Source organism: Falsarthrobacter nasiphocae (genome assembly GCF_031456275.1).
Classification (GTDB): domain Bacteria; phylum Actinomycetota; class Actinomycetes; order Actinomycetales; family Micrococcaceae; genus Falsarthrobacter; species Falsarthrobacter nasiphocae.
The window spans coordinates 1,039,132-1,064,728 of sequence record NZ_JAVDUI010000001.1; the positions used below are offsets into that span (position 1 = coordinate 1,039,132).

23 protein-coding genes are annotated in these 25,597 nt (G+C 70.9%); 8 read left to right on the forward strand and 15 right to left on the reverse strand.

The features are described from left to right. Positions 1–5: 5 nt before the first annotated feature. From folE to J2S35_RS04745, 8 genes are all read right to left on the reverse strand, one after another. Entirely contained in the window at positions 6–569 is a 564-nt protein-coding gene (folE, locus tag J2S35_RS04710) for a GTP cyclohydrolase I FolE (RefSeq protein ID WP_309850367.1), read from the reverse strand. After that, positions 559–2,658, reverse strand: coding sequence for an ATP-dependent zinc metalloprotease FtsH (ftsH, locus tag J2S35_RS04715; RefSeq protein WP_309850369.1), 2,100 nt, complete (start codon positions 2,656–2,658; stop codon positions 559–561). Before ftsH ends, folE begins: the two co-directional genes overlap by 11 nt. 176 nt (positions 2,659–2,834) lie before the next feature. Beyond that, positions 2,835–3,386 (reverse strand): hypoxanthine phosphoribosyltransferase, encoded by a 552-nt coding sequence (gene hpt / locus J2S35_RS04720; RefSeq protein WP_309850371.1) that lies wholly within the window; start codon positions 3,384–3,386, stop codon positions 2,835–2,837. Between the two features lie 48 nt (positions 3,387–3,434). Continuing rightward, complete coding sequence (gene tilS, locus J2S35_RS04725) at positions 3,435–4,598, reverse strand: tRNA lysidine(34) synthetase TilS (protein WP_309850373.1); 1,164 nt, start codon at positions 4,596–4,598, stop codon at positions 3,435–3,437. Next, complete coding sequence (locus tag J2S35_RS04730; RefSeq protein ID WP_309850376.1) at positions 4,595–5,659, reverse strand: zinc-dependent metalloprotease; 1,065 nt, start codon at positions 5,657–5,659, stop codon at positions 4,595–4,597. Before J2S35_RS04730 ends, tilS begins: the two co-directional genes overlap by 4 nt. A 245-nt stretch (positions 5,660–5,904) precedes the next feature. Then, the gene (locus tag J2S35_RS04735) at positions 5,905–6,408 is read right to left on the reverse strand and encodes a hypothetical protein (RefSeq protein WP_309850379.1); all 504 of its coding nucleotides are present in this window, start codon (positions 6,406–6,408) and stop codon (positions 5,905–5,907) included. A gap of 105 nt (positions 6,409–6,513) precedes the next feature. Continuing rightward, positions 6,514–7,191: a hypothetical protein gene (locus tag J2S35_RS04740; RefSeq protein ID WP_309850381.1), complete on the reverse strand. Its 678-nt coding sequence runs from the start codon at positions 7,189–7,191 to the stop codon at positions 6,514–6,516. A gap of 185 nt (positions 7,192–7,376) precedes the next feature. Next, complete coding sequence (locus tag J2S35_RS04745; protein WP_309850384.1) at positions 7,377–8,798, reverse strand: D-alanyl-D-alanine carboxypeptidase; 1,422 nt, start codon at positions 8,796–8,798, stop codon at positions 7,377–7,379. Positions 8,799–8,916: 118 nt separating this feature from the next. Between J2S35_RS04745 and J2S35_RS04750 the strand changes: the two genes are divergently transcribed. Next, positions 8,917–9,441: an inorganic diphosphatase gene (locus tag J2S35_RS04750; RefSeq protein WP_309850386.1), complete on the forward strand. Its 525-nt coding sequence runs from the start codon at positions 8,917–8,919 to the stop codon at positions 9,439–9,441. A 309-nt stretch (positions 9,442–9,750) separates the two neighbouring features. Further along, positions 9,751–10,701 (forward strand): amino acid oxidase, encoded by a 951-nt coding sequence (locus tag J2S35_RS04755; RefSeq protein WP_309850389.1) that lies wholly within the window; start codon positions 9,751–9,753, stop codon positions 10,699–10,701. A gap of 106 nt (positions 10,702–10,807) precedes the next feature. Here the strand turns inward: J2S35_RS04755 and J2S35_RS04760 are convergent, their stop codons facing one another. Beyond that, on the reverse strand, positions 10,808–11,668 hold the full coding sequence (locus J2S35_RS04760; protein ID WP_309850392.1) for an HAD family hydrolase: 861 nt from the start codon (positions 11,666–11,668) through the stop codon (positions 10,808–10,810). A 107-nt stretch (positions 11,669–11,775) separates the two neighbouring features. On the opposite strand from J2S35_RS04760, the gene J2S35_RS04765 reads away from it, so the two are divergent. Then, on the forward strand, positions 11,776–13,881 hold the full coding sequence (locus J2S35_RS04765; protein ID WP_309850394.1) for a DUF6541 family protein: 2,106 nt from the start codon (positions 11,776–11,778) through the stop codon (positions 13,879–13,881). A 7-nt stretch (positions 13,882–13,888) separates the two neighbouring features. On the opposite strand, the gene serS is transcribed toward J2S35_RS04765, so the two are convergent. Next, on the reverse strand, positions 13,889–15,148 hold the full coding sequence (serS, locus tag J2S35_RS04770) for a serine--tRNA ligase (RefSeq protein WP_309850396.1): 1,260 nt from the start codon (positions 15,146–15,148) through the stop codon (positions 13,889–13,891). A gap of 44 nt (positions 15,149–15,192) precedes the next feature. Here serS and J2S35_RS04775 point away from each other — a divergent pair, with 44 nt between their 5' ends. Then, positions 15,193–16,410 (forward strand): diacylglycerol/lipid kinase family protein, encoded by a 1,218-nt coding sequence (locus J2S35_RS04775; protein WP_309850398.1) that lies wholly within the window; start codon positions 15,193–15,195, stop codon positions 16,408–16,410. Positions 16,411–16,511: 101 nt separating this feature from the next. Here J2S35_RS04775 and pheA read toward each other — a convergent pair whose 3' ends face one another. Together pheA and J2S35_RS04785 are read right to left on the reverse strand one after the other, a co-directional pair. Beyond that, positions 16,512–17,429: a prephenate dehydratase gene (pheA, locus tag J2S35_RS04780; protein ID WP_309850400.1), complete on the reverse strand. Its 918-nt coding sequence runs from the start codon at positions 17,427–17,429 to the stop codon at positions 16,512–16,514. Continuing rightward, entirely contained in the window at positions 17,430–17,759 is a 330-nt protein-coding gene (locus J2S35_RS04785; protein WP_309850403.1) for a rhodanese-like domain-containing protein, read from the reverse strand. 164 nt (positions 17,760–17,923) lie between these two features. Here J2S35_RS04785 and J2S35_RS04790 point away from each other — a divergent pair, with 164 nt between their 5' ends. Continuing rightward, a complete protein-coding gene (locus tag J2S35_RS04790; RefSeq protein ID WP_309850405.1) occupies positions 17,924–19,390 on the forward strand; it encodes a peptide MFS transporter in 1,467 nt (488 codons plus the stop codon). A 123-nt stretch (positions 19,391–19,513) separates the two neighbouring features. Here the strand turns inward: J2S35_RS04790 and J2S35_RS04795 are convergent, their stop codons facing one another. Continuing rightward, on the reverse strand, positions 19,514–20,056 hold the full coding sequence (locus tag J2S35_RS04795) for a DUF4190 domain-containing protein (RefSeq protein WP_309850408.1): 543 nt from the start codon (positions 20,054–20,056) through the stop codon (positions 19,514–19,516). Next, complete coding sequence (locus J2S35_RS04800; RefSeq protein ID WP_309850410.1) at positions 20,053–21,393, reverse strand: glycosyltransferase 87 family protein; 1,341 nt, start codon at positions 21,391–21,393, stop codon at positions 20,053–20,055. Before J2S35_RS04800 ends, J2S35_RS04795 begins: the two co-directional genes overlap by 4 nt. A gap of 89 nt (positions 21,394–21,482) precedes the next feature. On the opposite strand from J2S35_RS04800, the gene J2S35_RS04805 reads away from it, so the two are divergent. Next, positions 21,483–22,178, forward strand: coding sequence for a thiamine phosphate synthase (locus J2S35_RS04805; RefSeq protein WP_309850413.1), 696 nt, complete (start codon positions 21,483–21,485; stop codon positions 22,176–22,178). 4 nt (positions 22,179–22,182) lie between these two features. Here J2S35_RS04805 and J2S35_RS04810 read toward each other — a convergent pair whose 3' ends face one another. Beyond that, entirely contained in the window at positions 22,183–22,938 is a 756-nt protein-coding gene (locus J2S35_RS04810) for a DUF1345 domain-containing protein (protein WP_309850415.1), read from the reverse strand. A gap of 32 nt (positions 22,939–22,970) precedes the next feature. On the opposite strand from J2S35_RS04810, the gene J2S35_RS04815 reads away from it, so the two are divergent. Together J2S35_RS04815 and J2S35_RS04820 are read left to right on the forward strand one after the other, a co-directional pair. Next, positions 22,971–24,290 carry a uracil-xanthine permease family protein gene (locus J2S35_RS04815; RefSeq protein ID WP_380084154.1) on the forward strand — a complete coding sequence of 440 codons (1,320 nt, stop codon included), beginning with the start codon at positions 22,971–22,973 and terminating at the stop codon, positions 24,288–24,290. A gap of 11 nt (positions 24,291–24,301) precedes the next feature. Continuing rightward, positions 24,302–25,579: a hypothetical protein gene (locus tag J2S35_RS04820; RefSeq protein WP_309850422.1), complete on the forward strand. Its 1,278-nt coding sequence runs from the start codon at positions 24,302–24,304 to the stop codon at positions 25,577–25,579. The last annotated feature ends 18 nt before the right edge of the window (positions 25,580–25,597 follow it).

Below are 25,597 nucleotides of genomic sequence, written 5' to 3' on the forward strand. Positions count from 1 at the left end.
TCGGGTCAGGCGTTGATGAGTGAGAGGACCTCGGCGCGCGTCGCGGGCGTTCGCATCTGGCCGCGCACGGCGGAGGTCACCGTCTGGGCCCCGGGCTTCTGAATGCCGCGCATGGACATGCACATGTGCTCGCATTCGACGACGACCATGACGCCGCGGGCGTCGAGGTTGTCCATGATGGAGTCCGCGATCTGCGCGGTCAGGCGCTCTTGCACCTGCGGCCGGCGCGCGAAGAGCTCGACGACGCGCGCGAGCTTGCTCAGCCCCGTGACCTTGCCGCCCGCGCCGGGGAGGTAGGCCACGGCGGCCTTGCCGTGGAACGGAACGAGGTGGTGCTCGCACGTCGAGTAGAACGGGATGTCCTTGACGAGCACGAGCTCCTCGTGATCGAGGTCGAACGTCGTCGAGAGCACGTCCGCGGGGTCACGCGAGAGCCCGGAGAAGATCTCCTCGTAGGCGCGGGCCACGCGGGCCGGCGTCTCCGCGAGGCCGTCCCGGTCCGGGTCCTCGCCGATGGCAGCGAGGATCTCCCGGACGGCGGCCTCGATGCGGGGCTTGTCAACGCTCATAGGGCGTCCCTGTCTCGCCTCCGCCGGGCAGGGGCTGCTCCCCAGGGTTCTGCGTCGGGTTGGGCAGGTCGCCGTCGGACTGGTCGAACCCGCTGGGCAGGTGCGCCTGGGCGATCTGGTCCTGCGGAGCGACGAGATCCGGGTCCGGCTCGCCCGCCGCGGCGGCCTCGGCGCGCTCCTTCGGCGTGACGACGGGCGGAATGGAGCTCACGGGGCGGGACTCGTTCGTGAGCCACACCTCGCGCTCGGGGTGCTTGCGGAGCTTCGCGAAGATCTCCGCCAGCTCCTTCTGGCCGAGCGTCTCCCGCTCCAGGAGGGTGAGGGCGAGCTCGTCGAGGACGTCGCGGTTCTCCATGAGGATCGAGTAGGCCTCGGCATGCGCGTTGTCGATGAGCCCGCGCACCTCCTCGTCGATGATCGCGGCGACCTCGTCCGAGTAGTCCCGCTGGCCGCCGCCCTGCTGGTGAAGGAACGGGTCGCTCGCCTCGCCGCCGAGCTGCACCATGCCGAGGCGCGCGCTCATGCCGTACTGCGTGACCATGCTGCGGGCCGTCTGGGTGGCCTTCTGGATGTCGTTGCTCGCGCCCGTCGTCGGGTCGTGGAAGACGATCTCCTCGGCCACGCGCCCGCCCATCGCGTAGGCGAGCTGGTCGAGCAGCTCGTTGCGCGTCATCGAGTTCTTGTTGTCGTCCGGGACGACCATCGTGTACCCGAGGGCCCGGCCTCGAGGGAGGATCGTGATCTTTGTGACGGGGGCCGTGTTGTTGAGGGACGCCGCGACGAGCGCGTGCCCGCCCTCGTGGTACGCGGTGATCTTCCGCTCGAGCTCCCGCATGACCGTGGACTTCTTCTGCGGCCCCGCCATGACGCGGTCGATCGACTCGTCGAGGACGTCGTCCGTGATGGCGGGCCGGTGCTCGCGGGCGGCCATGAGGGCGGCCTCGTTGAGCACATTGGCGAGGTCGGCACCTGTGAAGCCTGGCGTCTTCTTCGCGACGGCGCGCAAGTCCACGTCCTTGGCCAGCGGCTTGTCCTTGGCGTGGACCTTGAGGATCTGCTCGCGGCCCTCGAGGCTCGGGGCGTCCACACGGATCTGGCGGTCGAAGCGGCCCGGGCGCAGGAGGGCCGGGTCCAGCACGTCCGGCCGGTTCGTCGCCGCGATGAGGATGACGTTGGACTCGCCGGAGAACCCGTCCATCTCGACGAGGAGCTGGTTGAGGGTCTGCTCGCGCTCGTCGTTTCCGCCGCCGATGCCCACGCCGCGGGAGCGGCCCACGGCGTCGATCTCGTCGATGAAGATGATGGCGGCAGGGTCCTTCTTGGCCGTCTCGAAGAGGTCGCGGACGCGGGATGCGCCGACGCCCACGAACATCTCAACGAAGTCCGAGCCGGAGATGGAGTAGAACGCCACGCCGGCCTCGCCCGCCACGGCGCGCGCGAGGAGCGTCTTGCCGGTGCCGGGAGGGCCGTAGAGGAGCACGCCGCGCGGGATGCGGGCGCCGAAGTGCTTGTAGCGGTCCGGGTTCTGGAGGAAGTCCTTGATCTCGGCGACCTCCTCGACGGCCTCGTCTGCGCCGGCGACGTCGTCGAACTTCACCTGCGGCATCTCCGCCGTGAACTTCTTGGCGCGGGACTTTCCGAAGGAGAACGGCGAGTTCTGTCCGCGCTGCGGGCGGATGAGGAAGAACCAGAAGAACAGGCCGATGAGCAGCATGGGCAGGAGGTAGCCCAGCAGGGTGGAGAAGAAGCTGTTCCGCGGGGGCTTGTCCGTGAAGGAGGAGAGCCCGGCGTTGTTGACGGCCTTGACGATGTCCGGGCCGCGGAAGTCGCTGTAGTAGAACGAGATCTTCTTGCCCTTGTCCCGCCCGTCTTGGTTGTACTCCTCCTTCAGAGTCAGGTCCACGCGGTGGTCCTGATCCACGATGGCGGCCTGCGTGGCCTTGTGCTCGTTGAGGAGCTTGAGGCCCTCGTTCGTGTCCACGCTCTGCGTGCCAGAGGCGGTCATGAACGGGAAGGCGACCATGAGGACCAGGAGCGCCCCGATAATCCACGGGAACGGAGTATTAAGGATCTGACGGAACTTCTTCATGCGTTGCAGGGCCGTGGCGGCCCTGATCCTCCTGCTTCAACGGACGACCATGGTGGTGATTCTCACCAGTCAAGCACCCCCGTCTGCCAGTTCTCTGGGATCGGCGGGGGCTCGCCTCAGGGCGTAACGGCGGCCCGGGCCGGTGCGCGGCCTCGGCCGCCCGGCGGGCCTGGACCCTAGGAGTAGACGTGCGGCGCGAGTGTGCCGATGAAGTCCAGGTTGCGGTACTTCTCGTCGTAGTCGAGGCCGTAGCCGACGACGAACTCGGTGGGGATCTCGTAGCCGACGTACTTGACGTCGATCTGGACCTTGGCGGCGTCCGGCTTGCGCAGGAGCGTGCAGATCTCCACGGATGCGGGGCCTCGGGACTCGAGGTTGGTCTTGAGCCAGGAGAGCGTGAGGCCGGAGTCGATGATGTCCTCGACGATGAGGACGTGCTTGCCCATGAGGTCCGTGTCGAGGTCCTTGAGAATGCGGACCACGCCGGAGGACTTGGTGCCGGAGCCGTAGGAGGACACGGCCATCCAGTCCATGCTGACGTGCTTGTTCATCGCCCGCACGAGGTCAGCCATGATCATGACCGCGCCCTTGAGCACGCCCACGACGAGGACGTCGCGGCCCTCGTAGTCCTTCTCGATCTCGGCCGCGAGCTCCGCCACGCGCGCCTGGATCTCCTCCTTGGTGTAGAGGATGTTCGTCAGATCGGACTCGACGTGGCTGGCTTCCACTTCAGGCTCCTGATGTCGTGAGGGCGCGGGCTCGCTCCCGCGTGTGCGTCAACTCTCCTGGTCCGCGGCGTCGAGGCCGTCCTCGGCTCGCTCGAGAACCAGGGTCGGTTCCATCTTGCCACCCGGGCCGGGCATTCGTCGCCTCCAGCACCGCAGGCCGGGAGCCTGCACGGGTCCCGCGGAATCTGTCCCGTCCTCCTCGCGCGGGCGCATGAGGCGGTTGATCTCCTCGATCCTCTCGCGGGTGGGCGGCGGCGCCCCCGCCTCTTGGGCCGCGAGCGCGGTGACCCTCCCTTGGAGCGCCGGGTGGAGCTGCCTCCAGGGGCCGACGACGATGGCCGCCTCTCCCGGCCGCCGCCCCGGGCGTCTCACTCGCGCGTAGGCGTCCCGGGCGGCGGTGTCGAGGAAGTCCGCATCGTCAGCCATGAGCGCGGCGGTGCGGGCCAGGTTGGCGCGGACGCCTTCGGAGACGGCCTCGAGGGCTGGGAGCGCCTCGAGGCGGATCTGGGTCCGGGGCCGGATGGGCTCGCCGTTGGTGGGGTCCTGCCACGGGGTGAGCTCTGCGTGTCGGCAGATCAGCTCGGTGTCCGCGCGCCAGAGCCCCCGGCGCGGGTCGAGGAACGGGCGCAGCACAGCCGCCTCGCCCATCCCGCCGGGCCCGACTGCCCCGATGCCGGGCCGACCCCACTGCGTCCGGCGCGGGATGCCCGCGAGCGAGCGGGCCCCGGACCCTCGGATGAGGCCCAGGAGGACCTGCTCCGCCTGGTCGCTCAGGGTGTGGGCGGTGAGGATGACGCCGCGCGGGGAGGCCGCGTCCGCGAGCGCGACGTACCGGGCGGCGCGCGCCGCCGCCTCGAGCCCGTGCGCGGCCGTGGCGGACGCGGTCACGTCGACGCGGCGGACCTCGGCCTCGAGCCCGAGCCCCTCGCATGCCGCGGCCGCGCGGGCCGCCACGGGGGCCGAGTCGCCCTGGAGGCCGTGGTCCACGACGACGGCCCGCGCCTCCACCTCCCCCCTGCGCGCGAGGGCCGCGACGACGGCCGCGAGCGCGAGCGAGTCCGCTCCCCCGCTCACGGCCACGACCGCCTCCAGCGGGGGCGTGCCCGGGCGGCGCTCGGCACCGTCGTCGTCCGCTGCCGGCGAGGGCAGGGAGGCGAGGGCGGCCCGAACGGCCGCCAAGGCGCGGGCGAAGACGGCCGCGCCCGGTCTCACGGGGCCGTCACCCCGAGGACCCGGGCCGCCCACAGGGAGGGCTCGTGGATCTCGGCCTCGCTGGGCAGGTGCTCGGCGCGCTCGAAGACGCGATTGAGGGCCCCCATGCCGTGATCCCGGTGGATCGCCTCGCAGAAGCGCTGCCCGTCCCGGTACTGCGCCGCCTTCTTCTCCATGCCGATCCACCGCAGCAGCACGCGCTCCACCCCGGAGCGGTTCGCGGCCCGCTCCGTGAATCGGCGGCGGATCGTCTTGACTGTCGGGACCGTCGAGGCGTCGACGGCGTCCATGACGAGGTTCGCGTGCCCCTCGAGGAAGCTCATGACGCCCGTCAGCTCGGACATGATGGCGCGCGCCTGAGGGGGAAGGAACAGCTCGGAGACGGGGACGCCCTCGCGGCGGCCTCTGCGGGCTCGCTCAAGCGCCCGCTGGAGGTTGGCGAGGTCCCGGCTCAGGCTCTCAGCCTCTCCCACAACCGACTCCATGAGCTCGGCCACGCGCGCCTCCATGTGCGCCTTGAGCCAGGGCGCGGCGGCGAACTGGACGCGATGCGTCTGCTCATGGAGGAGCACCCAGAGGCTGAAGTCGTCCGGGTCCACGGTGAGCTCGCTCCGCACGGCCTCGATGTTGGGGGCGACCAGGAGCAGGGCCCCGTCCGGGTGGCCCGGAGTGAAGGGATCGAACTGGCCGAGGACGCGCGTGGCGAGGATGGACAGGATGGCGCCGGACTGCACGCCCGAGGACACACCCCCCACCGCGAGCGTCACCGGCGAGGCGCCTTCGAGGCCCCGGCGCAGGGCGGCGCCACTCAGGTGCTCGAACGACGCAAGCGCCGCGGCCGTCCACGCCTCCCGGTCCACGACGCGAACCTCACTCGTCAGGGCCCGGGCGGCGGGAAGTCCCGTGATCCTCGCGACCTCGGCAGCGGCCACGGGGGCGAGCACGCGGAGCCTGGACACCACCTCGCGCGCCTCCTCGACGCGGACGCGGGGGCCGCTGGGGGTCAGCGCCCGGGACACGGCGGCGGACACGCGGGCGGGGAGCACGGCAGAACGAGTCATGTGGACAGTATGCCCAGAGCCTCTGGGGCCTCGCTGGGCGGGTCAGCGGAGCGGGGCGCGCTGGAGCGGGGATAGCGGCGGCTGAGGGGACGACGGCGGGGCTGCGCGGGGCCGGACGCCGTCGGCCAGTGGACCCGGGGCACCCATGGGGCCCGGAAGCGCGCGGAACGCACAGCAGCCGGGGACCTGCGGAGGGCAGGACCCCGGCTGCGGGTCACGCGCGGCTGCGCCCGAAGGCGCCCAGGCTAGAAGCCCGTGCCGCCGTTGTCGTAGGTGGCGGTGTCGTTCGAGGGCTTGGTGTCGACGACCTGCGCGGGAAGACTCTCAAGCGTCAGGGTCACCTGGTCCCGCTCGCTGAAGCGGAAGCCGTGCGAGTCGTTCCAGAGCCCGGCGACACCGGAGCCCGCGCCGAGGTCGCGCGTCAGGGTGACGCGGAATTCGTGCTCGGAGAGGCGCGTCGTCGTGGCCCGGCCCAGGTTGAGGGAGGAGATCGTGCGCAGGCCGCGCTGCTCCTCGCCCGTGAGGGACGTGAAGCGGATCCGGTAGGTTGTGCCCGCCGGGATCGTCGTGGCGCCCGTGTTGGCGATCTCCCAGCGGCCCGTCGTCGCCGCGCCGGGGACCGGGGTGGTGGAGAAGATGTTGACGCTGGAGTCGACCTCGACCGGCTCGGGGGTCACAGCGGCGGCGCTGGGGCCGACGGCGGCGGCGAGGGCAACGGCCGCGGCGGCAAGAGCGAGGGGTTTCTTCATGGGGATCTCGTTTCTGTCTGGTGTCGTGAGGGATATGCGCGCCGGAGGGCGGCGCCGGCCACGGGCCAGCACCGCCCTCCGGTGTCAACGCGAGAGCGGGTGGACTCAGGCGAAGAGGGGAGCCACGCTGTAGGACCAGGTGGCCGTCTGAACGGCAGTGCCGCCATCGGTCTTCGGGGTCGTGTAGCTGACGTTGAGGTAGAAGCAGCACTCGTTCGAGGCGGTCGCCACGGCCGTCAGGCCGTCCAGGTACGTGAGGCACACGGGGAGCGACAGGTTCTGGAGGTAGTTCGCCGGGCCCTGGCCGGTCAAGCGGTACGGGATGGCCGTCTGGAGGGAGACGGACTGCTGGAGGCCGGCCCCGATGACCTGGGCGGCCGCGGTGCCGAGCTGGACGACCTCGGCCGTGCTCTTCACGCCCGAGGCGGACTGGAGGTAGGCCGTGCCTGCGAGGCGCATGCGGTAGCCCGTGATCTCCCCGGAGTACGGCGTGCCGTCCGGGCGCAGGGGCTGGTTGAACTGGAACTGGCCCAGCTGCACGTTGTAGTACGTGCCCTTGTCCGACAAGCCCGCGCTGTCCGGGTCATACGTCGGGAGCGTGCCCACGGCAAAGGAGTAGGTCTTGCTGCCCGTGATGCTGCCCGTGGGGGTGGCGGTGCACAGGACGGGAATCGGCGTGGTCGGCGAGGCGGATGCAGCGGGGGCCGCCGAGGCGATGGCGACAGCCGGGGCGGCCCAGGCCGCTCCCTTGGCCATGCGGCGGCGAGAGATGTTCTGCGACATGCGTGTTTTTCCTTTAGTGAAGTGGCAAAAAAGTAAGAGCGCTCGTTCAGAATTCCTCAAGAACACTGGAGCGGATCTTACTGTAGCTAACTTCATGGTTGGCTAACAACAGATATGTCCGATCTATGGACACATTCTGACCGAATGCCATCCGGAAGCGGAGGGGACACTCCCCCGCGAGACCACTAGGAGACGAGGCGGGCAGCCGCGATATCCAGGGCCTGACGAGCCTCCGTCAAACCCCCCTCAATGCCGTCATAGGCAAATATAAACACGACCCTTCGATGATCTGGAGTCACTGCAAATCCAGCAAGAACAGACGTGCCATTAAGCGTCCCCGTCTTCGCCCGCACGAGCCCCTGCCCAGGAATCGCCTTCGTCGCGACAAACCGCTCCGCGAGCGTCCCCGTGAGACCCGCCACGGGAAGCCCCCGCATTTCCTCACGCGCGGCCGGGTCCGGGCTCGTCGCCAGGGCCCGGAGAAGACCCGCCATGGACCGGGCCGTCACGACGTTGTCCGCAGAGAGCCCGCTCGCGTCCACCGGGACAATCTCCCCCGGGTGCGGGGTGAGCGCGGCCAGACGCTCCCGCATCAAGCGGGCCACCCCGGCCGACGTCGCCGGCAGGCCCTTCTCCCGGGCGGCCGCCCGCGCCAGGGCCTCCATGACGTAGTTGTCAGAGCGCGCCATCGCGAACTCCACCTGGTCCCCCACCGGAGCAGAGGTCACCGCGGCCAGCTCTGCCCCGGCCTTCCCCGCCGCACCCCGCACGGCCGTCACCGAGACCGAGCGCCCGGACGCCGCCGCGACCTCCCGAGACAGGGCCTCCGCGAGCGCGCGCCCCACGGTCATGGCGGGGTCCGCCACGCGCAGCCCGGCGTCGGCCCCCTCCTCCGCGAAGGCGCCGTTCACGGCGAAGGGGGACAAGCGGGTCATCTGCCCCGTGGCGAGATCCCCGTCCGGCCAGGCCGGGTTGAGAGGCTCAGGGAAGAGCGAATCGTCCACAGCGAGCGTGAGGGAGGCCGGCATGTCGGCGCCGCCGGAGACCAGGGCCTTCGCGGCCGCCGCAGCGAGGGTCGCGATGCCCGCGCGCCCATTGACCTCCCCAGGCCTGCCGGCGCCCACGCCAAGGAGGGCGTCCCCTTCGCCGCTCAGCACAAGCGTGGTCGCGGTCGCGCCCCGCGAGACCCGCGTCTTCAGGGTCCGCTCGGCGCCCAGCCCGTCCAGAATGGCCGCGGCGGAGACGAGCTTCACCGACGAGGCCGGGGGGAAGGGCTTCGCGGCCCCCGCCTCCGCGAGCTGCTCACCCGTCTCCAGGTCGACGACGCTCCCGCGCATGGCTTGACCCGCCACGGAGGGCGCCTCCGCCAGGGCCGCCTTCGCCGATTCCCGCGCCCGAGACAGCCCGGCATCCCCCGCCCCGGGCTGCGAGGAGGACGGAGCTGCGGAGCCGGCGGCGCTCGGGGGCGGCGGGCTCGTCGTCGTCCCCTGAAGAGAGGAGGAGGCCGCGTCCGGCACCGGAGGGGGCGCGAGAAGCGCGGAGCTGACCCCGAGGGACGCGCCGATCACGGCAGAGAGAGCGGCGACGAAGGGCGTACGGGTCCTCATCCGGGACTCCTGGGAACGGCTGGACAATATATCGTTGATCCTAGTCGGCGGCGAGCGCCCAGGCCCATCCCCTTACTCGCCGCGCACCCTTGGGCCACACCGAGCAACAGGAGCCTCCATGAGCCACGACGTCACCATCGAGATCCCGGCGGGATCCCGGGTCAAGTACGAGATCGACCACGAGACGCACCGCCTGCGCCTCGACCGCGTCCTCTTCACGTCGATGCAGTACCCGGCCAACTACGGCTACTTCGAGGACACCCTCGGCGAAGACGGGGACCCGCTGGACGCCCTCGTCTACATCCCCGGCGTTGAACTGCACCCGGGCGTCCTCGTGGAGTCCCGCCCCATCGGCGTCCTCAACATGACGGACGACGGCGGCGGAGACGCAAAGCTCATCTGCGTCCCGGCCGACAAGCGCTTCGACCACATTCAGGAACTCGAGGATCTCGACGAGTGGTTCAAGAAGGAGACTGAGCACTTCTTCGAGCGCTACAAGGACCTTGAGCCCGGCAAGTGGGTCAAGATCGAGGGCTGGCAGGGCCGCGCCGAGGCTGAGGCCGAGCTCCAGCGCTCCATCGAGCGCTTCGCCAAGCACGGCGAGGAGTCCGAGGAGGACGAGCCCCAGGGCCGCGACGTCTGATCGTCGCGCACGCGCAGGCGGCGCGGCACCCCATGACGGGGTGCCGCGCCGTTTCTTGTGCCCGGGTGACCGCGCCAGGCCTCGCGCACTGTCAATGCCGACGGCAGGGGCTCGGGCGCGGCGGGCGCGGGGGCCTCTGCTCCGTCTCGGGAAGGGGGCGGGCTGACGCAGTGAGCCCTTGCCGGAAACCAGGTCTCAATGTCGTCATGGAATGCTCTCATCTCACGATTCACGCGAACTAAAAACGCTATTTTTTAAAGACGACAATCACTAGAGGTTGCCTAACTACTTGGTGTAGCGTCTCTGTTCATGATCTCCTCTGAATCGCATAGCCCCGCCCCCACCCGCCGCTCGGTCGTCAAGACCGCGGCCTGGGCCGCCCCCGCGGTCCTCGCCACGACGGCCTCCCCCGCCTTCGCAGCCTCCCCTGTCGCGAACCAGACGTTCGTCGACTACGGCCTGTTCGTCTCGACGCAATTCAACGGCGGCTACGTCGGCTACGCCGGCGCCAACGACACGGGTGTCATCCACCCCACGACCCCCACCGGATACTTCGCCTCCAACCCCCGCCCGGAGAGCGACATCAACTGGAGCGACGCGACCAACTCGGCCACCAAGCCCTCCTACTTCGTCAATGGCGAGGGCTCCTTCACGCCCGCCACGAACGCCGGCGGCAGCACGGGCGCCTACGCCTCCACGAGCGGCTGGTGGATCTCGACGCCGACGACCACCGCCAACGTCGGCTCCGGCTACATCCCCGGCTCCTCCACGACGCTCGCGGCCGGCGCCACGTTCGTCACGCAGGTCAGCGCGACCATCCCCGCCGGCCCCAACGCCCTCTGGCCCCTCCAGAACGCGACCATCGCGGGCCAGAAGTGGAACAAGGCCATCTCGGGCACGCTCAGCTCGGCGGGCGACTCCATCAGCACGTACCTCGTCAACCTCAAGGTCAACGGCCGTTGGAACGCGGCCGCCCCGGTCATCACGACCAACCCGGACGGCTCTGCGACCCTGACCGGCACCATCACGTTCACGACGACGTCCCCGCTCGTCATCACGCAGACGGGCACGAAGTACTACGGCCAGGTCGTCATCATGCCCGCCACGGTGCAGATCAGCCCCGCCTACGGCTGGACGAACTTCTCGCTGACCTCCTCTGTCCAGAGCGCGACGCTCTCCTACACGGTCCCTGCGCCGTACATCGCGCCGACCACGACGCAGATCACCGGCCTGACCACGACGTCGGCCATCCACCCGTAGTCGTCTCCGGCGGCCGCCCCTGCTTCTGCGAGGCGGCCCCTGACACGCGTGCCCACAGGGCGCCGAGCCTCTCGCAGCCCGGCGCCCTGTGGCGTATCCGGCGCCCTCAGCTGAGGTACTGGCGGAGGATGCGGGCGGCCCCGTCGTCGTCCACCGACCCCGTGACCTCGTCCGCAGCCGCCTTGACCTCCTCCGGAGCCTGGCCCATGGCCACGCCCCGCGCGGCCCACTCGAGCATCTCGATGTCGTTGCGCCCGTCCCCCATGGCCACGGTGTCCGCAGGATCGACGCCGATCCGCCGCCGCAGATTCTCCAGCGCGCTCGCCTTCGTTGTCCCGGACGCGGCGATGTCCAGCCACGCGGTCCACCCCACGGAGTACGTCACGCCATGGAGGCCAATCGACTCAACGGCCTCGCCGAACTCTTCCGCCGAGGAGTCCGTGCTGAACACGACCACGCGCACAGCCGTCTTCTCCGCGAGCTCCTCGAGCGGGAGGGACGAGGCGGGCACACCGAAGCTCGCATCCTGGAACTCGAGCGTCGACCAGTACTGGCCGTGCTCGTCCTCCACGGCGAAGTTCGCGGTGGGCAGCTGCTCGCGCAGGGCAAGAATGACGCGGGCGGGGCGGAACGTCACGCGCTCCAGCACCTCCAGCCCGCCGTCCAGCGCCGGGTCCAGCCGCGCCGTCACGCCCCCGTTCGAGGCGACGATGTAACCGGACTCGATCCCGAACTCCTGCGCGATCGGAAGGGCCGCGTAGAGCCCCCTCCCTGTCGCGACGACGACATGCGCGTCCCCGCGGGACGCCAGCGCGCGCCCGGCCTCACGGACCCCGAAGGACATGTCGCCGTGGTGGTTGACGAGGGTCCCGTCGACGTCGAGCGCAATGAGGCGAGGCCCCGCCGCGGGGGTCTCCGCCGGGCTGGTCTGGATGGGGTCGAGAGGAGCAGGCGCGGTGGGAGGCATGGTTCCATCGTGCCAGCACTCCGCCCCCAGGACACCCACGTTTCACGAGAACTCTCAGCAAACATTTATACTGACGAATGCTTGTATAACATCGGTGAGATTGGGCTATGCGCTGGTCTGAGACACTTCCGTTCGCCGCGATTGCCGTCGCGTTCATCATGGTCCCCGGGTGGTGCGTCCTGCGGGCTCTCGGCGCCCGTGGCCTCGCCGCCCTTGCCGGGGCGGGCCCTGTGACGGTGACCATAGCGGGCACGTCGGCCGTGGCCGCCGGCGCGCTTCACGTCCCGTGGGACTGGCGGGCGGCGCTCGCCACCGCGGGCCTGACCGTCGCGGCAGCCGCGGCAGTCCGCCGTCTCGGGGGCCGGCTCGCCCCCGCGGCCCCGTCGTCGCCCACACCCCCCGCCCACGCCGCCGACCTCTCCCCCGCCTCGATGGCCGGCCCCGCACCCGCCCCGCATTCGAGCCGCCTGACGGCCGCTGTCTGCGGCGCGGCGCTGGCCTTCGCCGGGGCCGTCGTCTCGCTGCGCTACGCCCTCGCCTTCGGGAACGTCGAGCACGTGTCCCAGTCCTACGACAACGTCTACCACCTCAACGCCGTCCGGGCGATCGTCCGGGGCCAGAACGGCTCCTCCCTGACGCTCGGCAACCTGACCCCCGAGTCGCAGGGCTTCTACCCCGCGGCGTGGCACGACCTCGTGGCCCTGCTCTTCTCCGCATCCGGCCTGTCGATCCCGGCCACCGTCACCCTCGTCAATATCGTCACCGCGGCTGTGATCTGGCCCCTCGGGCTCCTCTTCCTCGTCACTCGCGTGACGGGGCCCCGCCTGCTGCCCATGGCGATCACGGGGGCCGTGGCCCCGGCCTTCCCCGCCTTCCCGTACCACATGGTGGACATGGGGGTGCTGTACCCGACGCACATGGCCATCGCCATCCTCCCCGCCGCGCTGGGCTTCGCCATCGAGGCCTTGCGCCTCTCCGCTGCGCCGTCCCCTCGCCTCGCGGCAGCCGCCCTCGCCCTCGTCCTCCCTGGCCTCTTCCTCGCGCACCCGAGCATGCTCCTCGCCCTCGTCGCGTTCGTCCTCCCGCTCGTCGCGGCGCGCCTCTACAGGCTCACTCTCGATCGGCGATCCTCCCCGGAGGCGGCCCGCGCGCATCGCCGGTTCGTCCTCGCCGCCCTGGCCTACCTCGCGAGCGGCGCCGCGGCGTGGGTCGTCCTCCGCCCGCCGGCCAGCGCGGCCACGTGGCGGCCCGTCACCTCCCCGTCCCGCGCGCTCGGGGAAGTGCTCGGTGGCACGCCCGTGGGCATGCCGGGCGGCATCCCGATGATGGTCCTCACGGTGGCCGGCCTCGTGGCGATCGTCCGCGCCCGCCGTCTGACCTGGGTCGCGTGCCTCATGGGCGTCAGCGGTGCGCTGTACATCGTGTGCATCGCTTTCGCGCCGACGCCTCTGCGCCTCTTCGTCACGGGCAACTGGTACAACGACTGGAACCGTCTCGCCGCCCTGCTCCCGATGGCCTCGGCCCCCGTCGTCGTTCTGGGAGCGGAGGCGCTCATGCGTTCCGCTCTCGCCTGGGCGGGCGCAGTGCGCCCCGTGCGCGCCCTGCACGGGTGGGCGGCGGGCACGCGGGCTTCGAGGTCGACGACGGCGGCCGCGGCACGGCGGGCCCTCGGGGGACGGACGGTCGCGGCCTCGGCGGTCCTGGCCGTCGCGGTGGCGGGACTCGGCCTGAAGCTCCAGACCGGGTCAATGCGCGTCAAGCAGGAGCAGGTAGCGTCCCGCTACTCGTTCGTCGAGGGCGCCCTGCTGCTGTCCCCTGACGAACGCGCTCTTCTCGAGCGGCTGCCGCGGCACGTCCGCGAGGACCAGGCCATTGTGGCGAACCCTCGCAACGGCGAGTCGCTCGCCCTCGCGCTGGCTGATCGCCGTGTCCTCAAGCCTCACGTTCACGGGGCCGTCTCGGACGACGTTCAGTACCTCCTGGACCGATGGCGCGAGGCCGCGACGGACCCGCTCGTGTGCTCCGCGGTCCGGGCGACGGGCGCCTACTTCGCCCTGGACTTCGGCGGACCCTACGTCTCCGAGGTCAACCAGGTCCTGCCCGGGACGGAGGGCCTGGACCGGGCTGCGGGCGTGGAGCTCGTCGACGCACAGGGAAGGGCCCGCCTCTTCCGCGTCACTGTCTGCGGAGAGACGGGCCCCCAGGGGCGCTGAGGGAGCCTCAGAGAACCGGCAGGACCTCGAGACCGCCGAGGTACGGGCGGAGGGCCTCGGGGACGCGGACCGAGCCGTCAGCCTGCTGGTGCGTCTCGAGGAGGGCGACGATCCAGCGGGTCGTCGCCAGCGTGCCATTGAGCGTGGCCACGGCGCGCGTGCCCTTCTCGGCGCGCTCACGGATGTTGAGGCGGCGCGCCTGGAACGTCGTGCAGTTCGAGGTCGAGGTGAGCTCGCGGTACGTGCCCTGGGTGGGGACCCACGCCTCGCAGTCGAACTTCCGGGCCGCGCTCATGCCGAGATCCCCGGCGGCGGTGTCGATGACCCGGTAGGACAGCTCGCACTTGGCCAGCATCTCCTCTTCCCAGGCGAGAAGCTTGGCGTGCTCGGCCTCGGCGTCCTCGACGGGGCAGTAGATGAACATCTCCAGTTTGTTGAACTGGTGGACGCGGATGATGCCGCGGGTGTCCTTGCCGTGCGAGCCGGCCTCGCGGCGGTAGCACGTGCTCCAGCCGGCGTAGCGCTTCGGGCCCGCGGTGAGGTCGAGAATCTCGTCCGCGTGGTAGCCCGCGAGCGCCACCTCGGACGTGCCCACGAGGTAGAGATCGTCCTCGGCGAGCTTGTAGATCTCGTCGTCGTGCGCGACATCGAAGCCGGTGCCCTGCATGGTCTCGGGGCGGACGAGGGTCGGGGTGATCATGGGCTCGAAGCCCGCGGCGAGGGCCTGGTCCAGCGCCATGTTCATGAGGGCCAGCTCCAGGCGGGCGCCGACGCCCTTGAGGAAGTAGAAGCGCGCGCCGGAGACCTTGGCGCCCCGCTCCATGTCGATGGCGCCGATCTTCTCGCCGATCTCGAGGTGGTCCCGCGGCTCGAAGTCGAAGGCCGGGGGCTCGCCGACCGTCTTGACCGTCACGAAGTCGTCCTCGCCGCCGGCGGGGATGCCCTCGATGATGAGGTTCGGGATGGAGCGGGCCAGCTCGGTGAGGCGGGACTGCGCGGCGCCAGCCTCGGCGTCGGCCTCCTTGACGTTCGCGGCGAGGTCCTTGACCTCGGCGAGAAGCGCCTGCTTCTCCTCGCCCTTGGCGGCGGCGACGCGCTTGCCGAACTCTTTCTGCTCGGCGCGCAGGGCCTCGAAGCGGGCGATGGCGGAGCGACGGGCGGAGTCAGCCGCCATGACCTCGTCGACGACGGAGTCCTGAGCCCCCCTGGCCCGGAGGGACTCGCGGTAGGCGGACGGGTTTTCGCAAAGGTCCTTGACGTCAATCACGTGCCCATCATATCCGGGGCGCTCTGCGGCGATAGGCTGTGACCGTGAACCCCGACATCCCCGCCTTCGCAGACGCCACTGGTTGGATTCTCTCGCTCGTCGCCCTCGTGGCGATCGTCGCGGTCCTCGTCGTCGCGTACCGCGTCGGCGTCAGCCGTGGCCGCAGGCAGGCCGAGTCCGAGCACACGGACCGCGCACTCGCCCGCCAGGGGGAGCGCCGACACGCCGCGCAGGCCAAGGAGGCCTCGGTCTGGCCCCATGCGGCGCCCGGCAGTGAGCGGGTGGCCCTCATCATCAACCCCGTCAAGAACGATGCGGACAGGGCCCTCAAGGGCGTTCGCGTCGCGTGCGCGGTGCGCGGCTGGCCCGCCCCCCTCGTTCTCGAGACAAGCACCGAGGACCCCGGCGAGGGGCAGGCCCGTGCGGCCCTGAAGCAGGGGGCCACGCTCGTCGTCTCCGCCGGCGGCGACGGCACGGTCCGTGAGATCTCAAGCGTTCTGGCGGACGAGGACGAGAACCCGGAGCACGTGCCGCTCGGCATCATCCCCCTCGGCACCGGCAACCTGCTGGCGCGCAACCTGGGGATCGACGCCTCCAAGCTGGACTCCAAGGCGCTCGACGCGGCCATCGAGGCCGCCCTCGACGGGCGCACCCGGGTCATCGACACGGCGCGCATCACGATCGAGGCCCCCGACGGCCGGGTGACCGAGGAGGTCTTCCTTGTCATGGGCGGCATCGGCCTCGACGCGGAGGTCATCGCGGCCACGAACGACGACCTCAAGAAGCGGTTCGGCTGGCTCGCCTACACGGACGCCGGCATCCGCCTGCTGCCCGGCGAGCGCAAAGACGTCGAGATCAGCATCGACGGCGGCCCGTTCCACAGGACCAAGGTCCGCAGCGTCCTCTTCGCGAACCTTGGGAAGCTCCCCACGGGCCTGGATTTCATCCCGGGCGCGGAGGTCGACGACGGCCTGCTGTCCATCGTGACGATGTCCCCGCGCGGCGTCCTCGGCTGGGCATGGATCGCCGCCAAGACGATCAGCCGCTCGAGCGCGGACATCCCCGTTATGAAGTATGAGCACGCCAAGCGCATCGCCATCCGCGCGGCTGAGCCCATGGGCACGCAGCTGGACGGCGATCTCTCCGGGGAGGCCGTCCGGCTCGAGGCCCGCATCCGGCCGCGCTCCCTGACCGTGCACGTGCCCCCGAAGACGCCGGGCCTCCTGGAGCGTCTCACGCTCGGGGACTCGGGCGAGGGCTGAGCCACGGCGCGCACAGCCCCGTTTGCCCCCTCGAATGGCGTTTGCCCATGACATTGCGGGTGGCAGATGCCAAACGCGGGGGCAAACGGCCGGGCGGGGCCTCAGCGCTCGTCGAAGAGCCCTTCGAACCAGGCGTCCGCCGAGCGGTATGCCTCGTCCGAGGTGTGGGTGGCAGGCTCCGTCCGGACCCCGTCCGCGCGCGGGTACGAGCCGAGGAACGTCACGTCCGCGATCCTCTTGAGCCCGCGCAGGGCTGCGGCGATCCGGGCGTCGGAGACGTGGCCGTCGACATCGATGGAGAAGAAGTACGAGCCGATCCCCCGCCCCGTGGGCCGCGACTCGATCCGGCTCAGGTTGGCCCCGCGGCTCGCGAACTGGTTGAGGATGTCCATGAGGGCGCCCGGGCGATTCTCGGGCAGGCTGACGACGAGGGTCGTCTTGTCTGCGCCGGTCCGGCGCGAGACCAGGCCGCGGGGTGCCACGAGCACGAACCTCGTCACGGCGTCCTTGACGGTGCCGATGTCTTCGCCCAGGACGGCGAGGCCCAGCTGCTCGGCCACGAGGGGGGAGCACACGGCTGCCTCGAACGGCGCCTCCCCTCCCGCGAGCTCCTGGGCCGCCGCGGCGGTGGAGCCGGCGGGGAAGTAGGCGGCGTCGGGCAGATTCTGCGCGACCCACTCGGAGACCTGCGCCCACGCGTGCCCGTGCGTGGAGACTCCCCTGACGTCCGCGAGCGCCACGCCCGGGCGCGCCGCGAGCACGAAGGTGATGGGCACCATCTGCTCGGCGACGATCCGCAGGCCGTCCGCGGCGGCGATGGCATCGAGCGTGGCCGTGACCCCGCCCTCCACCGAGTTCTCGATGGGCACCATGGCGGCGTCGGCCGCTCCTGTGCGGACCGCGTCGAGCGCCGCGGGGACGCTCGGCATCGGCACCCGCTCAGCCTCGGCCGCCCCGTCCACCTTGAGGAGAGCCGCCTCCGTGAAGGTGCCGGACGGGCCCAGGTACGCAAAGCGCATTCAGTGGCCCTTGACGAACGGCTCGCCGGCGGCCGAGACGATCGGCTTGTCCGCGTCCGCCCAGGCGTCCATGCCGCCCGAGACGTTGACGGCGGAGTACCCCTGGCCCACGAGCCACTGCGTGGCCTTGGCGGAGCGCCCGCCCCGCAGGCAGATGACCTTGTAGTCGACGTCGGGGTCCAGCTCGTCGATGCGCAGGGGGAGCTCGCTCAGCGGAATGTGGCGGGCGCCCTCGATATGACCCGCGTCCCACTCGTCCTGTTCCCGCACGTCGAGGACGTCGTCCCCGCTCGTCAGGTCGGTGGCGGAAATGTTCTCGATGTCATGCATGACGGCACCTTTCGTGTGGCCTTGTCTGTCCTGCTCCAAGGCTAACGCGCCGCGTGCTGACGCGTCGCGGCGCCGCCTGCGCCGACCGCGCGCCGCGGGCAGACGCCCCATCCAGGAGAAACCCAATTGTCCTCAGTGTCCGCAGAGTGAGATAGTTGAGACTTGTGAGTACTGCAACTGTTTCAATAGACCGCCCGGATTCACCGGGATCAACCCGCCGGGGCCACCCGCCCCAGCTCGGCGTGCTCTTCACTCTGGAGATGTGGGAGCGGTTCTCGTTCTATGGCCTCCAGGGCATCCTCGCCTACTACATGTACTACTCGGCCACCGAAGGCGGCCTGGGCATGGACAAGGCCACCGCCCTCGGCATCGTCGGCGCGTACGGCGGCACGGTCTTCCTCATGACCATCATGGGCGCGTGGGTCGCCGACCGCGTTCTGGGCAAGGAGCGCACGCTCTTCATCTCCGGCATCCTCATCATGCTGGGCCATGTCTCCCTCGCGCTTCTGCCGGGCCAGGTCGGCCTGCTGATCGGCCTGATCTTCGTGGCCATCGGCTCCGGCGGCCTCAAGGCCAACGCCACCGCCGTCGTCGGCACTCTCTACGAGCGCAAGGACCCGAAGCGGGACGCAGGCTTCTCCATCTTCTACATGGGCGTGAACATCGGTGCGCTCTTCGGCCCGCTCGTCACAGGCTGGCTCAAGGACGCTCGCGGGTTCCACTGGGGCTTCGGGGCGGCTGCCGTGGGCATGGCCATCGGCCTCATCGTCTACTCGATGGGCCGCAAGCGCTTCCCCGAGGCCGCCTACGCGCCCGCAGATCCGCTCGAGGGCTCTCAGCGCAAGCTCATCGCTCCCGTTGTCGTGGGCGGGTTTGTCGTCATGGGCCTCGCCCTGTGGCTGGGCCTGGCCACCGACACCCTGGACTGGGTCATCTTCGGCGTCGCGCTCTTCGCTGCCCTCGCGTTCTTCACGGTCATGCTTCGTGACCGCGAGGTCACCGGGGAGGAGCGCTCTCGCGTCAAGGCGTTCATCCCGCTCTTCGTCGCGGCCACCTTGTTCTGGTCTCTGTTCCAGCAGCAGTTCACGTTCATCGCGCTGTACTCTGACACGCGACTGAACCGCAGCATCGGCGGCTGGGAGTTCCCGGCCTCGTGGGTTCAGTCGATCAACGCGGTCTTCGTCATCATCTTCGCCGGCGTCCTCTCGGCGATGTGGACCCGCCTGGGCACGCGGGCCCCGGCCACGCCGCGGAAGTTCGCGATCTCGCTTGTCCTCATCGGCTTCGCGTACTTCGTGTTCCTTCCGTTTGCGAACGGCAAGACGCTGACTCCCGTCCTCGTTCTTGTCGCGGTGCTGTTCCTCTTCACGATGGGCGAGCTCCTCCTGTCCCCGATCGGCCTCTCGCTCGCGACGAAGCTGGCTCCCGCGAAGTTCCCCACCCAGATGGTGGCGCTGAACTTCCTCGCGTCCTCGATCGGCACCACGCTGGCCGGCACGGTGGCCAAGTACTACGACCCCACGAATGAGGTGCCGTACTTCGTCAGCATCGGCCTCACGAGCGTGGTGTGCGGCGTCATCCTGTTCGTCGCCTCCAAGCGGATCTCGGCGCTCATGAAGGGCGTCCTCTAGAGCACGACGACGGCGCCTGGCGGCGGGCTCACCCCGCCGGCGGCTGCCGCAACGCGGAACCCCCGGCTCCTCCCGACTCGTTCGGGGTGGGGCCGGGGGGTTCGTCCGTCCGGGTGGCAGTGCTCAGGCGGTGGCGCCGGAGTGGGAGACGCTCGGCGAGGGGAAGGTCGGGCTCGGGCTCGGGCTGAGATCCATGTCGATCTCGTTGGCCGCCTGGCCGAGGATGATCACAAAGAGCACGATGGCCCCGATGAAGAGCAAGAGGGACAGGTAGCTCATGATGAGGCCGGCGATCGCCAGGGGGCGGCCCGTGGGCTCCTGGCGGAGGCCGATGTGCCCGAAGACAATGCCTGCCACCTGGGGGACGAAGAAGAGCAGGCCGCCCATGATCGACAGAATGCCGAGCACGAGGGACGTGACGCTCAGGCCCTTCGAGTCGTTGTGCGGGGCCTGGTAGGGGGGCCGCGAGTAGTTGTAGTTCGGGGCCGGCTGCTGCCCGTATGGGCCGTACTGGGGCGCGCCCTGGCCGTACGGGGCGTCGGCCTGCCCGTACGGGGAGGGGCCCTGACCGTACGGGCCGTGTCCCGGGGCGCCGTAGGGCTCCTGATGGCGGGGAACCTCGCTGGACGGGGGCCCGGAACGCTCGGGGTTGGTGTTCTCAGTCATCGTGCACCTTCTTCGGCCTCCGTCGCGGAAGCCGGCTTGGGATCGGGGAGGGTCGGGTCAGTCAAGGGGGCCGTCGGCGCCGCGGCTGCGGCGCGCCGAGGGCGCCAGTTCACGCGCTGGGGAAGCTCGAACAGGCGGGGGCGGTCCGGGAGGCGCACCGCCGTGAGGAATGCGAGCACGACGTAGGCGGCGAGGCAGAGCGCGGGAATGCTGGCCACAACCTTGGCCCACGGCTGGCTCGTGATCGGCCCCGCATCAGCGGAGTCCCACCCGAGCACGCGCAGCCCCACGCCGAGGACAAGGAAGATGACGACCGCCAGGACGGCGAACGAGCGCTTGTACCGCCCTGTCTCGCGCGGCAGCACGACGCACCCGTAGAGGATGACGAGAATCCACACGGCGTGATGCGCCCACGAGATGGGCGAGATGAAGAGCATGACGGCACTCGCGAGGCTGATCTGCGAGGGCAGGTCCCCGCGCCCGCGCAGGCCCAGGAGGGCCATGAGCCCCAGGGCGATGAGGCAGACGGCACCGAGGAACCAGAGGCCCTTCATGTCCATCCCGAACCGGGCGGTCACGCCCTCGAACGAGATGTTGTCGTAGTACCCGATCCCGCCGACACGGGAGGGGTCCCGCAAGACCTCGAACCAGTACTGCCTCGTCACGCCCGGGGCCACGAGCATCATCGCGGCAATGGTCCCCGCGAACCCGGCAGCCATGCCGACGAGCATCTTCCAGCGCCCCCAGACAAGCGGCAGCAGGCCCAGCGCGAGCGGCGTGAGCTTGATGCCGCCCATGATGCCGACGACGACGCCGGCCGCGGCGCCGAGACCCCAGCGCACGCACGCGAGGTAGACGGCGGAGAAAACGATGATGTTGATCTGCCCGAACGCGAAGGAGTCCCGGATGGGCCCGAGCCACGCGGCGATGCCGGTGAGAAGCGGGGCCGTGCAGACCCACTGCGCGGAGGCCGGCACGAGCGCCGCCACGCGCGGGGCCAGGTCGCGGCAGACGAGGAAGAGCCCCACGACGGACGTCGTCGTCATGGCCGCCATGGCCACGTGGTAGGGCAGGAGCGCGAGGGGCACCATGATGAGCGCCGAGAAGGGCGGGTAGGTGAACGGGAGGGAGCGGCCGTCCTCGAGCGGCAGGGCCCCCTCGTACAGCCCCGCAGGGTTCTCGAGGAAGGCCCTGGCACCGGAGCGGTACGCCATGAGGTCGGTGCCATGAAGGGTTGAGACGGCCAGGCCCGCGAGGAGCAGGACTGCGCCGATGCACCACCCGGCCCACGTGGGCAATCGCACAGCGGACCGGCTCTCCGCCTCGGGCGTGGTCATGACTAGGGCTCCTCTGGGAACAGGTAGAACTCCGGCACGTGAAGGCACGGCCATTGCCATCTTATCCGCCGGAAGCTACCCTCAGCCGTGTGAATGATCCTTCGGTCTACCTCGTTGCAGACACCCGCATCACCGCCCAGGCCCGCGAGCGCGGGGTCCACGCGCTCACCCTCCCCGAGGTGGTCGCGGAGGCCGTCGAGGCGGGGGTCCGCATGGTCCAGATCCGCGCCAAGGACGCGACCGCCGAGGAGATGGAGGCCCTGGCCCGGGAGGTCGCCGCCGTGACGGACGGGAGGGCCGCCCTGGTTCTCAACGACGCGGTCGACGTCGCCGTGCGCCTGCGTGCGGCGGGTGTTCCCGTGGACGGCGTTCACGTGGGGCAGTCGGACCGCTCCCCGGCGGAGGCCCGCGCCCTCCTCGGCCCCGCCGCCCACCTCGGCCTCTCCGCCAACCAGCCCGAGCATCTCGAGGCGCTGCGGCGCTTGCCGCGCGGGACGGTCAGCGCGATCGGCGTGGGCACGGTCCGCGCCACCCAGACCAAGGCAGATGCGCCCGCGCCCAAGGGCTTCGACGGCCTGCGGGACTTCCTGGCGGCGGCGGAGGGCCTCGGCGTGCAGCGCATCGCCATCGGTGGCCTCGGCCCGGGGGACCCCAGCCGTGTGCGCGAGGCCGGAGCGGACGGCATGGCCGTGGTCTCCGCGATCTGCGCCGCGCCGAGCCCCCGCGAGGCCGCTGCCCTCCTCCGCGCCGAATGGGACGCGAGCGCCCCGCACCCCGCGGGCTAGCGCCTCAGAGCATCCCGATGACGAGGTTCACCACGGAGGCCAGAATCGCCGTGCTGTAGAGGTAGGACAGGATGCAGTGGACGAGGATCGTCCGCCGCAGCCGCATGGAGCCCACGTCCGTGTCCGAGACCTGGAACGTCAGCCCCAGGTTGAACGAGAAGTAGGCGAAGTCCGAGTACGTGGGAATGGGCGAGCCGCTGAACTCGATGGGCCTCGGCCGGGCGTCGCCCGCCTGCCCCGGGCTCGCCTCCCCGGCGCCCGCGGCGGCCCCGTGGCGCCAGCCGGCGTCGCCCTCAGCCTCCTGCGTGAAATAGTCCTCCGCATACCGCAGCGCGTAGAGCGTGTGGATGACGAACCACGCGGACGCCACCGTGAGGATGGCCAGGATGGCCAGCGGGAGCGCTGACGCTCCCCCTCCGGCGTGAGAGCGCGCCATGAGCCCGACGACGCCGACGAGCGCAGCACCTGCCGCCGCCACGCCCACGGCCCGGGACCACCCGACCGACGGGTCCTCCCTCGTCGCCCACGCGCGCGTCGCGGGGCCGTCCAGCGGCCAGAGGTGGTGGATGCACAGGCCCATGAACACGAGCGCGCCGACGGACCACCCGGCGCAGACGCTCACGACCGGCGACTCGTCGCCGAAGAGCGCGCGATCCAGGCCGAGCAGGCCGACGAGGAGGCCCGCGGCGACTCCGGCGGACGCGCTGACGGCCAGCCGGAGGGCAGAGTCGCGGCGGGCGGGGCGATCAGTTGTGGTCACCGCCTCAGCCTAGCCGCGCCCCTCCGCCTACACTGGTGCCCATGGCACTTCCCTGGACCCTTCATGGCGACGGCGGAGCCCCCGCCCCGGGCTCCTACGTGGGCCCCCTCGAGCGGCTCTCCTGGGGGCGCACCGCGGGCGTCGGCGCCCAGCACGTCATCGCGATGTTCGGGGCCACGTTCCTCGTGCCCGCGATCACCGGCTTCCCGCCCTCGACCACCCTGCTGTTCTCGGGGCTGGGCACGCTCCTGTTCCTCCTCATCACGCGCAACCGGGTCCCGAGCTACCTGGGCTCGAGCTTCGCGTTCATCGCCCCGATCTCCGCGGCCACGGCCGCTCCCGGCGGCGGGATGGGCGCGGCCCTGGGCGGCGTCATCCTCTCCGGTGCGCTGCTCGCGGCCGTGGGCCTGCTCGTGCAGTTCGTGGGCGCGGGCTGGATCTCGCGGATCATGCCGCCGCTCGTCACGGGCGCCATCGTCGCGCTGATCGGCCTCAACTTGGCCCCTGCGGCCAAGGCCAACGTGGACAAGTCGCCCGTCACGGCCCTCGTGACCATCGCGGCGGTCCTCCTCTCGATCGTCCTCTTCAAGGGCCTGCTCGGGCGCCTGTCCATCCTCATGGGGGTGGCCGCCGGGTACGTGACGGCGCTGATCCGCGGCGAGGTGAACTTTGAGGCCATCGAGCAGGCCGCCTGGTTCGGCCTGCCCCAGTTCCACCGCCCCGAGTTCGTGCCGTCCCTCATGGCCGCGTTCGTGCCCGTCGTCTTCGTGCTCATCGCCGAGAATGTAGGCCACGTGAAGTCCGTGTCCGCGATGACGGGCGAGAACCTGGACCCCTACGCGGGCCGGGCCCTCATGGCGGACGGCCTGGCCACGATGCTCGCGGGCTCCGCGGGCGGCTCGGGCACCACCACCTACGCCGAGAACATCGGCGTCATGGCCGCGTCCAAGGTCTACTCGACCGCGGCGTACTGGATGGCCGGCCTCGCCGCCGTCGTCCTCAGCCTCCTGCCGAAGTTCGGGGCGGCCATCGCCACCGTGCCGCCGGGCGTCCTCGGCGGCGCCGGCACGGTCCTCTACGGCATGATCGGCCTGCTCGGCGTGCGCATCTGGGTCTCGAACCGGGTGTCGTTCGCGCACCCGATCAACCTCATGGTCGCCGCCGTGGCGCTCGTCGTCGGCATCGGGGACTACACGTGGACCATCGGCTCCGTCTCCTTCGGCGGCATCGCCTTGGGCACGGCCGCCGCCCTCATCGGCTACCACGGCCTCACGGCCCTGGCGCGCCTGCGCGGCTCTGACACGATGTCAGAGACCGAAGACCATCCCGTCGAGCACTCCGAACTCGGCTGAACGGAGCCCCCATGCCGGCATCATCCTCCCTCACCTCCATCACCTGGGGTTCGCCCCTGTGGTGGGAATCCGTCATCGGCTGGACGAGGGAGACGCTGCGCGAGCAGGGGATCGAGCTCACCGGCGGCCTTGTCGTCGAGCGCCAGACTGCCTGGCGGATCGAGGCCGTCGCGCCGTCGTCCATCGGGCCCCTGCGCTTCGTGGAGTCCCACGCGCCGCACCGCTTCGAGGGCGGCCTCCTTGCGTGTGCTGGCCGCTTCGTTCACGGGTTCGTCAACCCTGTCGTCGCTCTCGACGAGGCCAAGGCGCGCTTCCTTGTGCACGACGACGCCGTGCCGCTGAGCCTCGCCCCCGCCGGATCGGCAGCCCCCACCCAGACTCAGGTCATGCGCCGGGTGGGCCGCCGCGCGCTCTCCCCCACCGCCGGGCTCCCCGACCCCACCGGGGACGCCTCCGGGGACGGGGGCACGCCCGCGCCTCAGCCCTCGTCAGGGTTCGCGACGACCGAGATCGGGGACAAGCACATCGCCGCCGAGGACAGGGCCGTGGCGGACGCCATGCCCGAGTTCCTCCCGCGGTGGGCGGAGGCGCAGCTGGGCCTGGCGATGCACCGCCTCGACATGCAGCAGGCGGGCGCGCCCGTCATGGACCCCTCGTGGTTCCCGATGTTCGTGGAGAACCAGATCCGGGCTCACGCGGCCCGCCCCTCCTCGGACCCGCTGCACATCTCCGCGGAGGAGGCCGCACGTCTCGAGGCGGAGCTCATCCCGCGCACCCAGGCCTCGGCCCAGATCCTCCTGGACTCGGGGATCCCCCTCATGCTGGACCCGGGCCGGATCGTCGGCACGGACCTCGGCCGGGGCTCGGACGGCCTCGTCGTGCGCCGGCTGCCCCACGCCTCCATCGCGCACCCGTTCTCGGCGCTGAGCACGGCGGCGGCGGCGCGCCACCGGGCCTACGGGGACCACGACGAGGGCCTCGCGCCGCTCGTCCTCACCTACCTCGAAGCCTTCTCCCGCTTCGGGACCCCCGAGGAGTTGCTTGAGGTGGCAGAGCACGCCGTGCGCCTGTCCCCCCTCAACGACTACTCCGCGAGCATGCGCATCGTCGCTGGGCCTGCGCCGCTGGACGAGGAGACGGCGGCGAGGCTCGCGAGCCTGACCCTGGACCGCCTGCGCGCCGTGGGCTCGCCGCCCGCCAACTGGGCCGCGGCGTTCCCGACCCTGTCTCGGGAGGAGCCCGTCGCGGCGCCCATCCCGATCCGGCGGGCGGCCCGCCGGGCACGCTAGGGCCTCCTCGCCACGCCG